General features: G+C 64.5%; 13 protein-coding genes. 7 read left to right on the forward strand and 6 right to left on the reverse strand.

Going from position 1 to position 14,636, the window contains the following annotated elements; translation table 11 throughout:
• Nucleotides 1-72 precede the first annotated feature (72 nt).
• Both tssC and tssB read right to left on the reverse strand, forming a co-directional pair.
• On the reverse strand, nucleotides 73-1,566 hold the full coding sequence (tssC, locus tag BGRAMDRAFT_RS15750; RefSeq protein ID WP_006049776.1) for a type VI secretion system contractile sheath large subunit: 1,494 nt from the start codon (nucleotides 1,564-1,566) through the stop codon (nucleotides 73-75).
• A gap of 8 nt (nucleotides 1,567-1,574) precedes the next feature.
• Nucleotides 1,575-2,096: a type VI secretion system contractile sheath small subunit gene (tssB, locus tag BGRAMDRAFT_RS15755; protein ID WP_006049777.1), complete on the reverse strand. Its 522-nt coding sequence runs from the start codon at nucleotides 2,094-2,096 to the stop codon at nucleotides 1,575-1,577.
• A 398-nt stretch (nucleotides 2,097-2,494) separates the two neighbouring features.
• Between tssB and BGRAMDRAFT_RS15760 the strand changes: the two genes are divergently transcribed.
• The 5 genes from BGRAMDRAFT_RS15760 to BGRAMDRAFT_RS15785 all read left to right on the forward strand — a co-directional run bounded on the left by BGRAMDRAFT_RS15760 (nucleotide 2,495) and on the right by BGRAMDRAFT_RS15785 (nucleotide 7,708).
• Nucleotides 2,495-3,439, forward strand: a complete 945-nt coding sequence (locus BGRAMDRAFT_RS15760; RefSeq protein ID WP_006049778.1) for a hypothetical protein — start codon at nucleotides 2,495-2,497, stop codon at nucleotides 3,437-3,439.
• Nucleotides 3,436-4,356: a c-type heme family protein gene (locus BGRAMDRAFT_RS15765; RefSeq protein WP_006049779.1), complete on the forward strand. Its 921-nt coding sequence runs from the start codon at nucleotides 3,436-3,438 to the stop codon at nucleotides 4,354-4,356. Before BGRAMDRAFT_RS15760 ends, BGRAMDRAFT_RS15765 begins: the two co-directional genes overlap by 4 nt.
• Entirely contained in the window at nucleotides 4,353-5,822 is a 1,470-nt protein-coding gene (locus BGRAMDRAFT_RS15770) for a serine/threonine-protein kinase (protein WP_006049780.1), read from the forward strand. The genes BGRAMDRAFT_RS15765 and BGRAMDRAFT_RS15770 overlap by 4 nt, the downstream gene beginning before the upstream one ends.
• 344 nt (nucleotides 5,823-6,166) lie before the next feature.
• The gene (locus BGRAMDRAFT_RS15780; RefSeq protein ID WP_006049781.1) at nucleotides 6,167-6,697 is read left to right on the forward strand and encodes an RNA polymerase sigma factor; all 531 of its coding nucleotides are present in this window, start codon (nucleotides 6,167-6,169) and stop codon (nucleotides 6,695-6,697) included.
• 24 nt (nucleotides 6,698-6,721) lie between these two features.
• The gene (locus BGRAMDRAFT_RS15785; RefSeq protein WP_006049782.1) at nucleotides 6,722-7,708 is read left to right on the forward strand and encodes an anti-sigma factor family protein; all 987 of its coding nucleotides are present in this window, start codon (nucleotides 6,722-6,724) and stop codon (nucleotides 7,706-7,708) included.
• 68 nt (nucleotides 7,709-7,776) lie between these two features.
• Here the strand turns inward: BGRAMDRAFT_RS15785 and BGRAMDRAFT_RS15790 are convergent, their stop codons facing one another.
• The 4 genes from BGRAMDRAFT_RS15790 to BGRAMDRAFT_RS15805 all read right to left on the reverse strand — a co-directional run bounded on the left by BGRAMDRAFT_RS15790 (nucleotide 7,777) and on the right by BGRAMDRAFT_RS15805 (nucleotide 12,189).
• Nucleotides 7,777-9,204, reverse strand: a complete 1,428-nt coding sequence (locus BGRAMDRAFT_RS15790) for an amidase family protein (RefSeq protein ID WP_006049783.1) — start codon at nucleotides 9,202-9,204, stop codon at nucleotides 7,777-7,779.
• Nucleotides 9,205-9,265: 61 nt separating this feature from the next.
• The gene (locus BGRAMDRAFT_RS15795) at nucleotides 9,266-9,724 is read right to left on the reverse strand and encodes a DUF3331 domain-containing protein (protein ID WP_006049784.1); all 459 of its coding nucleotides are present in this window, start codon (nucleotides 9,722-9,724) and stop codon (nucleotides 9,266-9,268) included.
• A 350-nt stretch (nucleotides 9,725-10,074) separates the two neighbouring features.
• A complete protein-coding gene (locus BGRAMDRAFT_RS15800) occupies nucleotides 10,075-11,244 on the reverse strand; it encodes an MFS transporter (protein ID WP_006049785.1) in 1,170 nt (389 codons plus the stop codon).
• Between the two features lie 60 nt (nucleotides 11,245-11,304).
• Complete coding sequence (locus BGRAMDRAFT_RS15805) at nucleotides 11,305-12,189, reverse strand: oxidoreductase (protein WP_006049786.1); 885 nt, start codon at nucleotides 12,187-12,189, stop codon at nucleotides 11,305-11,307.
• 367 nt (nucleotides 12,190-12,556) lie between these two features.
• On the opposite strand from BGRAMDRAFT_RS15805, the gene BGRAMDRAFT_RS15810 reads away from it, so the two are divergent.
• Complete coding sequence (locus BGRAMDRAFT_RS15810; RefSeq protein WP_006049787.1) at nucleotides 12,557-13,141, forward strand: uracil-DNA glycosylase family protein; 585 nt, start codon at nucleotides 12,557-12,559, stop codon at nucleotides 13,139-13,141.
• 116 nt (nucleotides 13,142-13,257) lie between these two features.
• The gene (locus tag BGRAMDRAFT_RS15815) at nucleotides 13,258-14,613 is read left to right on the forward strand and encodes an LLM class flavin-dependent oxidoreductase (protein ID WP_006049788.1); all 1,356 of its coding nucleotides are present in this window, start codon (nucleotides 13,258-13,260) and stop codon (nucleotides 14,611-14,613) included.
• Nucleotides 14,614-14,636 lie beyond the last annotated feature (23 nt).

Below are 14,636 nucleotides of genomic sequence, written 5' to 3' on the forward strand. Positions count from 1 at the left end.
TGCGGCGAACGTGGAGCCCGTGGCGTTTGCGCCGCGGACGGGTTTTCTGCATGGTGACGTGGTGCGGGACGCCTACGCCGCGAGCGCGGACGGCAGGCGGGACACGAGCCGCAGCGACACGGTCAGGCCTTCCAACTGGTAATGCGGCTTGAGGAAGAACTTCGACGTGTAGTAGCCGGGATTGCCCTCCACTTCCTCCACCACGACCTGCGCGGCGGCGAGCGGCTTGCGTGCTTTGGTTTCTTCGCTCGAATTCACCGGGTCGCCGTCGACGTAATTCATCACCCAGTTCGACAACCAGCTCTCCATCTGCTCACGCGTGCTGAACGAACCGATCTTGTCGCGCACGATGCACTTCAGGTAGTGCGCAAAGCGGCAGCACGCGAACATGTACGGGAGCCGCGCCGAGAGATTGGAATTCGCGGTCGCCGACGGATCGTCGTACTCTTCCGGCTTCGCCACCGACTGCGCGCCGATGAACGCGGCGACATCCGAGTTCTTGCGGTGCACGAGCGGCATCAAGCCCATCTTGTCGAGTTCGGCCGAGCGCCTGTCGGTGATCGCAATTTCAGTCGGGCACTTCATATCCACGCCGCCGTCGTCGCTCGGGAAAGTGTGAACCGGCAGATTCTCGACCGCACCGCCCGACTCCACGCCACGAATGCGCGTGCACCAGCCATATAGCTTGAATGAGCGGTTGATATTCACCGCCATCGAATACGCCGCGTTCTGCCATGTGTATTTCGACGAATCGGCGCCTTCCGTGTCTTCTTCGAAATCGAACTCGTCGACAGGGTCGGTCTTTGCGCCGTAAGGCAGTCGCGCAAGCGTGCGGGGCATCGTCAGCGCGAGGTAGCGCGCGTCGTCCATTTCACGCAGCGAGCGCCAGCCCGCGTAGTCCGGCGTCGTGAAGATCATCGACAGATCGCGCGGGTTGGCGAGCTCACTCCAGTTCTCCATGCCGAGCAAGGTGGAATCGGCGGCGGAGATAAACGGTGCGTGGGCCGCGGCGGCCACCTGTGAGATGCCGCGCAACAGTTCGATATCCTGCGGACTGTGATCGAAGTAGTAATCGCCGATCAGGCAGCCGTACGGTTCGCCGCCGAGCTGACCATACTCTTCTTCGTAAACGCGCTTGAACACCGGGCTCTGATCCCATGCAACGCCTTTGAAGCGCTTGAGGTTCTTGCCCAACTCCTTCTTCGACACATTCAGCACGCGGATCTTGAGCATCGGATCGGTCTCCGAGTTCGTGACCAGATGATGCAGACCACGCCACGCGCCTTCCAGCTTCTGGAATTCCTCGTGATGCATGATGCGGTTCAACTGCTCGCTGAGCTTGCGGTCGATCTCCGCGACATACGCATTGATGGTTTGCGTGACGTCGTCGGAGACGATGTTCGAATCCTGCAGCACCTGCTCGGCGAGCGTGCGCACCGCCGCCTCGACTTCCTCTCTCGCGCGTTCGTTCTTCGGGCGAAACTCCTTGTTGAGCAGCGCGGCGAAGTCGCTGGTTTCGCTCAGGGTGCCTTGCGCGGCTGTGTCCAACTGCTTCTGACTTTCCATGATCGCGCTCACTCCTGTCCGGGTTCGGTGTCAACGGGCTTCGGAGCGGCGCTTAGCGATTGCAGCAGCGCCGGGTCCTTGAGCGCCTCGGCAATCAGTTTTTCCGCGCCGGCCTTGCCGTCGAGATAAGTGCCCAGGTTCGCCAGTTGCGTGCGTGCCTGCAGCAGCTTGGCGAGCGCATCGACCTTGCGCGCGACTGCCGCGGGCGAAAAGTCGTCCATGCTTTCGAACGTCATGTCCACTTCGAGATTGCCTTCGCCAGTCAGCGTATTCGGAACGTTGAAGTTCACTCGCGGCTTCATCGACTGCATGCGGTTGTCGAAGTTATCGACATCCACCTCCAATGCCTTGCGCTCTTCTATTGGCGGAAGATCGCCGCTGTTCGCGCCGGAGAGGTCCGACATCACGCCCATCACAAACGGTATCTGCACTTTCTTCTGCGCACCGTACAGCTCGACGTCATATTCGATCTGTACGCGCGGCGCACGATTTCGCGCAATGAATTTCTGACTGCTCTGTCTCGTTGCCATACGCTCGTTCCTCTGGATGCATTCAGGTTCGGGATTCGAATGAGCGGGTGCTGGTGCCCGGCCGTCGTCCACGCTCACACAACAGCGCAGACTCGCGATCTATTCCGTGATTTGTGAATCGATCTGCTAGAGCTTTCGTCCATCGACGCAACCGCATTCCGCAACCAGAACATCTGGGCCGGCGTGAATATTCCGTCGCTCGAATGATTGCTTTGAAAATTCGCGGGAACGCACGCGAGCGCGCGACGTCGCGACATTCGTCGTGACGTGCCGGAATAAATCCGGGCAGCCGGCTGTTCAGTCAGCAACAGTGGTTATCGAACAGTGGCTTCAGTACACGGCACGCAATGACATCATCCGAAGATCCCACACGCTTGTGCCCGATCGCAATTGCACCGATGCGGCTCTTACCCCTCTGCCTGCTCGCGCTCGCACCGTATGCGCACGCCGGCTGGACGATCGTGCAAACCGGCGCACCGGTGACGACGATCCACGAAAGCACTGTGTATCGGGCTGGCTCAGGCCAACGGCTCGCGCCAGACGATATCGTCGAAACGCCGCCCGATTCCAATGGCATCGTTCAGATGCAGGACGAAACGGGCAATGTGCTTGCGATGGGAAGTGACACTCGGGTGTTGCTCGCGCGCGATGGCCATGTCGCGCTGCTACGCGGCTGGCTGAAGGTGCAGCATGTTTGCGCCGCGGCCAATTGCGCGGTGCCTGTCGTTGAGACTGAGCGTATGCGTGTCACGCCGGCCGACCCCAGCGCGCTCGTGATTGCCGCGTCCACGCCGGCTTATGCCGGCGACGACGCGCACGCTGTGTTCTGCGAAAGCGGGTCCGCACAACTGGTCACGCTCGGCAAGCCGCATGACAAGCCGGCGCAGACGGCGATATCAACTCATCAGTTCGCGCGGCTTTCCAAAACCAACGCACGCGTTATCGTTTCGGCACGCCTTGACCCCGCATTCGTGGCCGCGATGCCGCTCGCGTTCCGCGACGCATTGCGCCCGCTGCCGCTGCGACCCGAGCCGGCCGCGCCGGCCGCGCCGCGCCCGGCGAGCCCATCGGCAGCCGGCTCCCGCCCCGTGACCTACGCGGACGTGTCCGACTGGCTCGGCAGCGCGCTTGCGGTGCGAACAGACCCGGCCACGCGCTTTACTCAACGCTTCGGCGCACGCCTGTCAGATCCGGCGTTCCGCCGCGACATCCGCCAACACCTGCACGATCTGCCGGACTGGCGGCCGCTCCTGCAGCCACATCCGCGACCTGCGTGGCGGGCCGGCACAGCCGCTCCCGTTTCTGCCTACTCGTCCTACTCATCCGCACGGGCTCGACCATGAAGCTGTCCCTCGCCATCAAGTTCAATCTCGTGTTCATCGCAATCTTCGCGATTGGACTGAGCGCGGCGGGCATCGTCGCAAATCATGTGCTGCAGCAGCAGTCGCTCGACGAAACCCGGCACGACGCCAATGTGCTGATGAGCGCCGCCGAGGCGATGCAGAATTACACGGCTCAGCACATCACGCCGTTACTCTCGACACAGATTCAATACTCGTTCGTGCCCGAGTCCGTGCCCGCGTTCTCCGCGATTGAAATGCTGAATACGTTGCAGGGCGCGTTCCCGAACTTCTCGTATCGTTCGACGATGCTCAATCCGACCAACCTACGCGATCGCCCAACCGATTGGGAAACCGAAGTGATTGCGCATCTGCACGACAAGCCCGCGCTGAAAGAGGTGACTGGCGAGCGGCGCACTCCCGGCGGCGAACATCTGCTGTTTCTGGCGCGTCCCAGCCGGATCACGGACGCCGCCTGCATGCAGTGTCACAGCACGCCGTCGGCGGCGCCGCGCACCATGCTCGACAAGTACGGGCCGGCGAACGGTTTTGGCTGGACCATGAACGACGTGATCGGCGCAGAGTTCGTGTCGGTGCCGATGTCGGAATCGATCGCGCGCGGCCGGGCGCTGTGGCGCAGCTTCATGACCGCCCTGAGCGTCGTGTTCGCGGTCGTGCTGGTGGTCCTGAACGTGATGGTGCATGTGCTCGTCACGCGGCGCCTGCAGGCTCTCTCGCGTGCCGCCGACGAAGTCAGCCTCGGCAAACTCGGCGAAGTGGAATTGCCCACACGCGGTAGCGACGAGATCGCTTCGCTCGCGGTGTCGTTCGGAAGAATGCGCACCAGTCTCGTGACGGCCTTCGAGATACTCGACGAGACCGGTGCGGCCGCAACCGTGCCGCACGGCTTGCAACCATGACCGCGACGAGCGGAGCGCCGCGGCAGATCGGCCGTTATCTGGTCGATGGCGTGCTTGGCCGCGGCGCGATGGGCACCGTTTATCTCGCCACCGACCCGCATATCCAGCGGCAAGTCGCCCTCAAGACGATCAACCCCGAGTTGCTGCGCGACTCGCAGCAAGGGAGCAGCGCGGCCGATGCGGAACTGCCCGCGCGCTTTATCAACGAGGCGCGCGCGGCCGGGCGGCTCGTGCACCCGCATATCGTCGGTGTGTTCGACTATGGCGAGGCCGACGGCGTCCCGTTTATCGCACTCGAATATGTGCGCGGAGAAACGCTCGCCGCGCGGCTCGCGAAAGAGGCCCTGCATGGCACGAGATTGCCGCTCGTGCGCACGCTCGCGTGGTTCGCGCAGTTGCTGGACGCGCTGGCGTATGCGCACGAGGCTGGCGTGATCCATCGCGACATCAAGCCCGCCAATCTGCTGATCGCGCCGCGTGGCGAATGCAAGATCGCCGACTTCGGCATCGCGCAACTGGACACGGGCCGTCTGACGCAGATAGGCGTGATGATCGGCACGCCTGCGTATATGTCGCCCGAGCAGTACACGGGCGCACCGATCGACGCACGCAGCGATCTGTTTTCCGCGGGCGTCGTGCTGTACGAGATGCTGACCGGCAAGTGCCCGTTTTCCGGCTCATCGGCGGCTGTCATGCAACAGGTGTTGAACGGCATGCCGCCCGCGCCGTCGAGCGAAACGCCTGGCCTTCCCGCCTCGCTCGATGCGATGGTGCGCAAGGCGCTTGCAAAAGAGCCCGAGGCACGCTACCTGTCCGCGCAAAGCTGGCGCGCGGAGTTGCTGAGCCTGCTGGATACGCTCGCGGCAGAACGCGATCCGGACCGGACGGTGGTCGCGGCGCCGGTGAATCGCGAGGCGCTTGCACCACCGCTTTCACCAGGGGCCGCCACCGCTACTGCTCACGCGGTATCCGCCGATTCTATCGGCTGGCCTCCGGAATTGCTGGCGCAGCTCGAAGAGCGGCTCGCGCACCACGTTGGGCCGGTTGCGTCGCTGCTCGTGCGGCGGGCGGCGGCACACGCAACGAACCCGCGCATGCTGGCGGCACAACTCGCGCGTCATCTTCCCGACGAAGCGACACGTCATCAATTCGACACGCTGTTGCAACGGCATACTGCCGGGCAGGGAAGCGCGTCTTCGCGGCCGGTGAGCGAGAGCATTCAACCTGCGGCACGCGTCGCTTCCACCCAGGCACGCGTGCCCGATGCCGCGCATATCGAAGCAGCCGCACGGCAGCTTGCAACGCATATTGGGCCCGTCGCCCGCATCGTCGCGCAGCGGGCTGCGCTGGGCGTCGACACCGCGACCTTTCACAACCGGCTCGCCGATGCACTTCCCGCCACCGTCGACAGAACCGCGTTTCTTCGTGCGCTGAGCGAGCGGCTTGCTAACGCTTGCGGGCCGTGAACGGGCGGCGTGGGCATTGGCATTGGCGTTCGTAATCACGTTCGCGCGCAAACGGCTAGAGCACGCGTGTTCAGTCCTTGTCATCCCGCATCGCTTGCCGCGATGGAATAGATCACCGGCTGTGCGTGTTTATGTGATGTCGACTAGCCAGCGCATCCGCATCGTTCCATGGAAACAGACCAGACATCGCAGCCGGCCGCATACGGCACGCACGAATCGAAACGCAGTGCGGCGCGGCCGCGACCCGCAGTGCGAACGAAGATCGCGTGCCTGCCTGAACATACCGCGCGTACGCATGCGCCAGCGGACGGCGGCCGCATGACATCCGGCGATGGACCGATTCGATGACCGCAGCAGATCTGTCCGCCCTGCTTCCGTCGATGCTTCCACGCCTGTGGACATTCGCGCTGCGCATTTCCGGCGACCGGCACGACGCCGAAGACCTCGTGCAGCGCGCCTGCGTGCGGGCGCTCGAACGCGCGCATCAGCTTCAGCCGGACACCGCGCCGCTTAGCTGGATGTTTTCGATCGTGCAGTCCACATGGATAAACGAGTTGCGTGCGCGCAGCGTGCGCAGTCGCTCGGGCATGGATTGGGACGACGAATTTCTCGAAACAGTCGCCGACCCCGCCGCGCGCACGCCTGAACAACACGCGATGGACGGACAGATTGTCGAAGCCGTGCAGCGGCTACCCGACGCGCAACGCGTGGTGATGCTGCTGGTAGCGGTCGAGGGCCTCAGCTATCAGGAAGCGGCGCAAACCCTGGGAGTCCCTATCGGGACCGTCATGAGCCGCCTCTCGCGGGCCCGGCAAACCATCGGGGCCCTGTTCAGCGAAAAACAAAAAAGCGTGGCTCGCGCGAGTAATGAGTAATAGCAGAGACCAGGGGGCTTGACTATGGACGACATCCTGCTCATGGCGTACGTCGACGGCAATTTGCAGCCGCGCGAGCGCAAGGAAGTCGAACGCACAATCGTCGTCTCGGCCGATGTCGCCGAACGCGTCGCATTGCTCAGGGCGTCGGCGTTGCCGTATCGGCGGGCGTTCCAGCATCAGCAACTGCCACCGGTTCCGGAAAGCCTCACGCGCAACGTTGCGCAGTTGATAGAAGCGCAAACGCCGGCTCCTGGCATGAGAGCCGTGGGCAGGAACGATCGTGCCGCGGCGTGGGCTTCGCGCGCCAGCGGCCGCAGCCCGTGGTCCTTGCGTATGCGCGGGCCGTCCGGGGCTTCAGGCTCCGACACAGGTATTCAGTGGGCCCGGCCGGTGCGCGCACGCATTCGCGCCGCGGCTCCGTGGGCCGCGCTCGCATTCGTAAGCGGTGCGTTCTGTTGCGCCGTCGTGCTGCGCCTGGCGGGAAGCAGCGCCCCCGGCGGTGTCGGGCAGACGCTTTCACAACAGGCTATCCCGGCAGGCGTATCGCCGTGGATCATCGCAGCGGTCAATTATCAACGGCTCTATACGCGGGAAACCGTTGCGTCCGACTTGCCGATTACCGGCCTTGCGCACATCGTCGACGACATTCGCCGCGACGACGGACTGTCGATCCACGTGCCGGACCTGCGTTCGCTCGGACTGACGTTCAAGCGCGTGCAACGGCTGCGCTTTAACGACAAGCCGTTGGTGCAGATCGTCTACCTGCCGGAGAAAGGCTTGCCGGTTTCGCTATGCGTGATGACAGATGACAAGCCGGATGCCGCGCTCGCGCAGCAGGACGTCAACACGATGCAGGTGGTGACCTGGAGACAGGCGAAGCAGAGCTACGCGTTGATCGCCACCTCCGGCGACACCGACCTCGCGGCAATCGGCCGGCACATTGCACAAAGCAGGGCCGGCGAGATTCTCGGTCAGGCGCTGGCAGCGTATCAGGCACCGGTAAGCTAACCGACGCATACGCTCGCACAGCCGGCAACCGCCGCCTGTGCGCTTCATGCAAGCCCTGCGATGCCGGCTCAGACGCGCGGCGTAAGCGACGTAAGCGGAGTGACCGGCATAACCGGAGAGAGCGGTGTGCCGCGTGCTTCGATCGCTTCACCCGCGAGCAGACACAAGTCCTCGCGGTAATGCGCGGCCACGATCTGCACACCCACCGGCACGCCGTTCACCAGTTGCGTCGTGACGGCAAGACCCGGCAAACCCATCGCAGGCAGCGCACGCATTGTGAGTTGCGCTTCCCATACGCGGTCGAAGCCCGCCGCGCCTTGCTGATCGAGATCGTCCGGGAACGGAAGCTCCGCCGACACCGGCATCAGCACGACCGCATACTGATCGAGAAACAGCCGCCATTCACGTAGCAAGCTCGTGCGGCGCACCAGCGACCGGCTGATTACGTCGGCCGGCAGGTCTTTCACTTTCAGGCGCGCCGCGTTCACCACCGCTTGCGCGCCGGGGTCGCCGTCGCGCGCCACCGAGTCGGCCAGCGCCTCGAAACCGTCGCCGAGCCACAGACGTTCCTGCAATTGCGCGGCTTCGCGCATCGACGGTGTGTCGTCGATCTCGTCGACGCGCCAGCCTGCGTCGCGAAGGCGTTGGGCCGCGTCCAGCAACGCGTGCTCGACTTCCTTGACGATCTGCAGGCCGCCCGGACGCAGGCAAAGCGCGGCACGCAACGGCACCGCGCGTCCTTCGAGCGGCATCGGCAGATACCAGGGATCGCGCAAGTCGGGCGCGGCCAGTGCAACGAGGCCGAGGCGAAGATCCGGCACCGTGCGCGCCATCGGACCCGTGGCCGACATCAATTGCGCACCGATCGGGCGTTCGGGCGACGACGCGTTGAACGCGGGCACGCGTCCGAACGTCGGCCTGAGTCCGTGGATGCCGCATGCGTAAGCCGGATAGCGTATCGAGCCGCCGATATCCGTGCCGAGCGCAATCTGCCCGATACCCGCGGTGACTGCCGCTGCTCCGCCGCCCGACGACCCGCCCGGCGTGAGCGATGGGTCGCGCGGATTGAGCGTGCGTCCATGAACCTGGTTGGAGGTGAACCAGCGCAGAGCGAAAGTCGGCGAATTGCTGCGGCCGAGCAGCACGGCGCCGGCCTTTTGCAGATTATCGACAGCGGGACTATTCACCTCGGCCACCAGGTTTTCCTGCAAACGCGTGCCGTTGGTGGTGGCGAAACCCGCGTGGTCGGTATTGATCTTGGTCGTGACAGGCACGCCCGCCAGCGGCCCCGGATCTTCACCGCGAGCAATCGCGCGGTCGACGCTGTCCGCCTGCTCCAGCACCCAGTCGGGCCGGTGCGCCACGACCGCGTTGATGAGCGGATTGACCGCATCGAGACGTAGAAGCGCGGACTGCGCCGCTTCGCGAGCGGACACTTCACGCGTTCTCACACGCCTCGCCAGTTCAGTTGCGGACAATTGCCATAGTTCACTCATGTAGCCTCCAGTGTCGATGCCAACCGTATGCAGGCATGCATCCAGTCGCACGTGTAGCGGTTCAAAACGGCCAGCCGGCAGCGCCTTCTATTGGCAGATCGGTGCGCTGTCCGATCGCCTCCGCGAGGATCACCTGATCGCGATTGCCGGGCACCCGCATCTGCCGGATACGCGGGCGGAATATCCGGTCGCCGCGTCTGACTGCGCGGCCTGTCAGCGCGCATACGGAACCGACCCGCGCGAGTCCGCTGCACCATATCTGCTCGGCGTAGCGCCCGATGCACGAGTCGCTCCACGATACGCTGATGGTCGCCGGCGACAACCATTCCACTACCGCAATCCGGGCCGGCCGGCTCGCGCGATGGTGGGATGCGTCGGCCATCGGCGAACGCGTGCCTATGCGGCACCGCTTGAGCGGCAAAGGCTTCTTCCGCGCGCAGGCGTCCAGTTGTTCCGCGGAAGGATCGAGGACATTCAGCAATGTGCGAACCACGATGTCGTCGTCGGATAGCACTCTCATCGACTGATCTCCAGAAGCCGGTATGTTCGTAGCGGGAAGAGCAAAAGCTGGTGCTTAACGCCGCCTTGCTCGCGCAGCGTCGGTTTGCTGCTCATCGACGTGACGCCGCGCACCTGCTTCGCCGCAGCGACTGCGACGCCTTTCGCTGCGCCGTTGCGCCGCTGCGCCGCTGCGAATCAGGGGTGTTTCAATTTGAACTGCGCAATGTATCGGCGGTGTTTCGGCGACGTATCGAAATGTATCCGGCCCATCGAACGCTTGCGGCCATCGTCAGCGATGGTCGCTTCATGCGGCATACCAATCAGCTACAGCAGAAGTCGCGCGGCGCGCCACGAGCAAGCCGAGCTCCGTCACGCATTGGACAACGGCGCAATCGCGTGCCTGTCGCGCATGACCGCGAGGACAAGCGCGCCGACACCGCAGGCCGCCATCAATCCGATCAACGCGGGCGTGCCTATATGAACCAGCACCCAGCTAGCCACTGCCGGGAAACCGAACGTGCCGATGAAGTACGCCACGACGAACCACGTGAGCGCGGGCTGCCGGTGCGTCGCCGCGCAGTCGTTCACGGCCTGCGCCTGGATGGTCGGATAGACGAGCCCGTAGCCGATGCCCAGCAGTACTGCGCTTATCGAATGAAAAGCCGGCTGGTACGGCACGACGAACATGGCCGCGGTGCCGAGCACCATGATCGCCAGCAGAAGCCTGGTCGCGACTCCGTGATATAGCCTGACTACGACGCGCGTGAGCAGCCATCGCGCAACGACGACCGTCACCGCATAGAGGCTGAAGAACGTGCCGGCTTGCGCATGCGTGCCGCGAATGATGGACATCTGAAACGTCATCGACCCCGAAAAGACGCACGCGCACAGCGAAATCATCACGATCGGATACGCGGCGCGCGTTCGCCAGACAGCACCCGACTCGCGCAGCCAGTCCTGCTGCACCGGCGCTTCGTCCCGGTGCGGCGATACCCGCCCGAACGCTTCGAGCATCAGCGCGGCGACCGCGCATAAGCCGCCGACCACGTAGAACACGCTGGTGAGCGGCCAGTGCCACGAACGGATCGCCATTGCGGCCACGGCGGGACAGCCGCCAATGCCCGCCATCTGGATCGTACCGAAGCGCATGAACCAGAATCCGCGATCGGCGTCGCTCGTGCGTTCCGTCAACGACATGGGCGCGGCGAGACAGAACGCTCCCCAGCCGAAGCCCACGAGAAAGCCGGGGAGAATGCCAGGTGCGCTCATCCGGTCGACCGCAGCAAAGCCGATCACGCCGAGGCCAATGCACAGGGCCGCTAGCGCGGTGGTGCGCGCGCTGCCGATACGCCGGGCGAACCGGCCCACCACGAGCACGCCTACCAGTGTGCCAACCGTGGCTTCCGCCAGCGCGAGTCCGGTATCCAGATCGTTGCCCCCGAGAGACCGGAAATGCATCGACAGGAAAAACGTCGCCCCGTACCCGCTCGCCGTGAGCAAGGTGCCGATGAGCACGAAGAAGGCGCTGAATGGGCCCATGGCGAAATCAGGATCGGAGATGAACGACGACGGTGAGCGGTCTCGCGGATCGCGGCCGTATCAATCCGCGCCGCCGGCTTGCGTGGCTTGCGCGACGTGTGCAGTGTCAGCAGGCGGGTATGCAACGGATTCGCTGACCGCGCGCCATTCGGCGTCCTCCTGGGCGCGAAACCTCGCGGCATCGGCGGCTACCGCTACCGCGTCGCTGCCGACCAGCAGGCGCAACGGCGGCGCCGGCACTTCGGCGATATTGAGCAGCACCTGGGCAATGCGCGCCGGGTCGCCCGGCTGATTGCCGTCACTGCGGCGCAGGCGCTCCGCCACCGGACCGATGACCGGCAGGTAGGCTTCGCTGATCTCGGGAATGGTCATCGACGAACCGGCCCAGTTCGTCCGCATCGACCCTGGCTCGATCACCGTGACCTTGATGCCGAAGTCGCGGACCTCTTTGGCGAGCACTTCGGAGAAGCCGCCTACCGCCCACTTCGCCGCCTGATAGGCCGCGAGCCCCGGTCCTCCGACGCGTCCGCCGACAGACGAAATCTGCATGATGTGACCGGCGCGCTGCTTGCGCATCACCGGCAACGCTGCGCGGCTGAGATTGCAAACACCGAAGAAGTTGACGTCCATCTGTTCGCGCAGCGCCTGATCGGTCGCGTCTTCGATTGAAGCCAGGTCGGCGTAGCCCGCGTTGTTCACAAGCACGTCCAGACGGCCGAACTGCTCGACGGCGAGACTGACCGCGTCCCGCGCCGCGACCGGATCGGTCACGTCGAGCGCGATCACGCGAACGCGATCCCCGTACCTGTCGGCCAGAGCCCGCAGCCGTGCCGTGTCCCGCGCCGTAGCGGTGAGCCGATGACCGCTCGCGAGCACGGCTTCGGCAAGCTCGCGCCCCAGCCCCGCGGAACAGCCGGTGATAAACCACACTTTGTCGCCAGTCATTTGCGAGCTTCCTTATCGTTTGCAATTGATCTATCGACGGGACTCTGACGACACGTGTTCAATGTCCTTCAGGCGAGCTGACAACGCTCGCGCCCGGCGCCATGCAGCGATTAGAAGCGCGCTATGTATCCCACGTGTGTCGGCGAGGTATCGGAATGTATCGCGGCCTGGGCGAGGCGTGAAGCGGTGCGGGTTCGACAGGCTTCGTCGGCGGAATCGCAGTAGTCGATTGCGAGCAGATGCTAAGCTATCCGGCCGTTACCACCCACGGCGCAGCTCTTCGGGGGCATAAGACTATGCGGCCGCGTCGAACCAGTCGGTTCGTTCCGACAGCGCCGTGCCCCCGGCAAACAACTACGGAATCGTCATGCTCGATAAGCTGCTAAGCGACATTCGCAGTTGCACGCTTTGCGCGTCGAAGCTGCCCCATGCACCGCGGCCGGTACTGGCCGCGTCGGCACAGGCGCGCATTCTCATCGTGGGTCAGGCGCCCGGTGCACGGGTGCACGCGTCGGGGATACCCTGGAGCGATGCGAGCGGCACGCGCCTGCGCGCATGGCTCGGCGTCGACGACGCCACCTTCTACGACGATTCGAAATTTGCCATCGTTCCCGTGGGGTTCTGCTATCCAGGCCGCGGCCGCAGCGGTGATTTGCCGCCACGGCCAGAGTGCGCGCCCCGGTGGCACCAGGAGCTGCTCCAACACCTCGGTGCGGTCAGGCTCACACTGCTGGTCGGACAATACGCGCAACAATTCGGACTCGGTGACGCACGCGGACCAACCTTGACGGACACGCTCACCCGGTGGCAGGAATACGGGCCGCGCGTGATGCCGCTGCCGCATCCGTCGCCGCGCAACATCGCATGGTTCAAGCGCAATCCCTGGTTCGAAGCCGATGTTTTGCCCGCGTTGCGAGCGCGCGTGTCAACGGCGCTGACGTCGCCCGCTTAGTCCCCGCATACATATCGATGCCACAATTCCTTCGTGGTCGCGACCGCCGCGCTCATCGACAATGATCGAATCGGTCAGCACGTTCGTTGCTGACTTCTCCCGCATTCGACACGACCATGAGAACCGATCCGCCTCGCCAGCTTCATCTGAACGTCAACATCCTCCACTCCGGCTTTGTCCCTTCCGCATGGCGCACGCGCGAGGCCGATCCGCGCGCGTTCGTCGATGTCGCTCACTACGTTCGCGTCGCGCAGATCGCCGAGGCCGCGAAGTTCGATGCGGTGTTTCTCGCGGATAACGCGTCGATTGCCGATCAGATCGACTTCCGCCCGATCACCGCACTCGAGCCGACCGTGTTGCTCGCCGCCATTGCCGCGGCCACCACGCATATCGGCATCATCGGCACGGCGTCGACGAGTTATAACGAGCCGTACAACATCGCGCGCCGCTTCGCCACGCTCGATCAGCTCAGCGCGGGCCGCGCCGGCTGGAACATCGTGACGACCGCCGATCTCGGCTCGGCGCGCAACTTCGGGCGCGACGCCGTGCCCGATCACGCGCAACGCTACGAGCGCGCGGCCGAATTCACGGAGGTCGTGAAGGCGCTGTGGGATAGCTGGGAAGACGACGCTTTTATCGGCGACAAGGAGAGCGGCCGCTTCATCGATACGGCGAAGGTGCACCGCATCGAGCATCGCGGCAAATACTTCAGTGTCGACGGCCCGTTCAATCTGCCGCGCAGCGAACAGGGTCATCCCGTGCTGATCCAGGCCGGCGGCTCGGCTGACGGACGCGAGTTCGCGGCCCGCCATGCCGAAGCCGTGTTTTCCGCATCGCAATCATTCGACGAAGCCGCCGCCTACGCGCATGAACTGAAATCGCGAGCGGCAGCATGGGGCCGCGGCAGCGATGCGATTCGCGTGCTGCCGGGGCTCACGACGATCATCGGCGCAACCGAAGCCGAGGCTTTGCGCCGTCGCGATGAACTGGTCGATCTGATTCCGTGGACGTATAGCCTCACGCGACTGGCCGGCATACTGGGCATCGCTGTCGAGCGCCTGAAACTCGACGAACGCCTGCCCGACGATCTCGCATTGCCCGGCGGCGGCAATGGTAATCACACGTTCTTCCACGCCACGCTCGCGCAGGCGCGCACGCATGGCTACACGGCGCGTCAATTGATTCGCGCGCTGGCGGGCGGCGGCGGACATCGTGTCGTCGTCGGCACGCCGGAACAGATCGCCGACGACATCGAGCACTGGTTCAAAGGCGGCGCCGCCGACGGCTTCAATCTGATGCCGGATGTTCTGCCGGGCGGGCTTCAAGACTTCACCGACGGCGTGGTTCCGCTGCTGCAGCAACGCGGCATTTTCCGCACCGATTACGAAGGACGTACGCTGCGCGACCACTTCGCGCTGCCGCGTCCGTTCAGCCGCCATCTGTTGCGGCGTGAAGCGGCCGCAACGGCGTAGTTCGAGCCGACCGCCGGGGCGAT

The sequence above is a fragment of the Paraburkholderia graminis C4D1M genome (assembly GCF_000172415.1).
In the GTDB taxonomy this organism is placed as follows: Bacteria; Pseudomonadota; Gammaproteobacteria; order Burkholderiales; family Burkholderiaceae; genus Paraburkholderia; species Paraburkholderia graminis.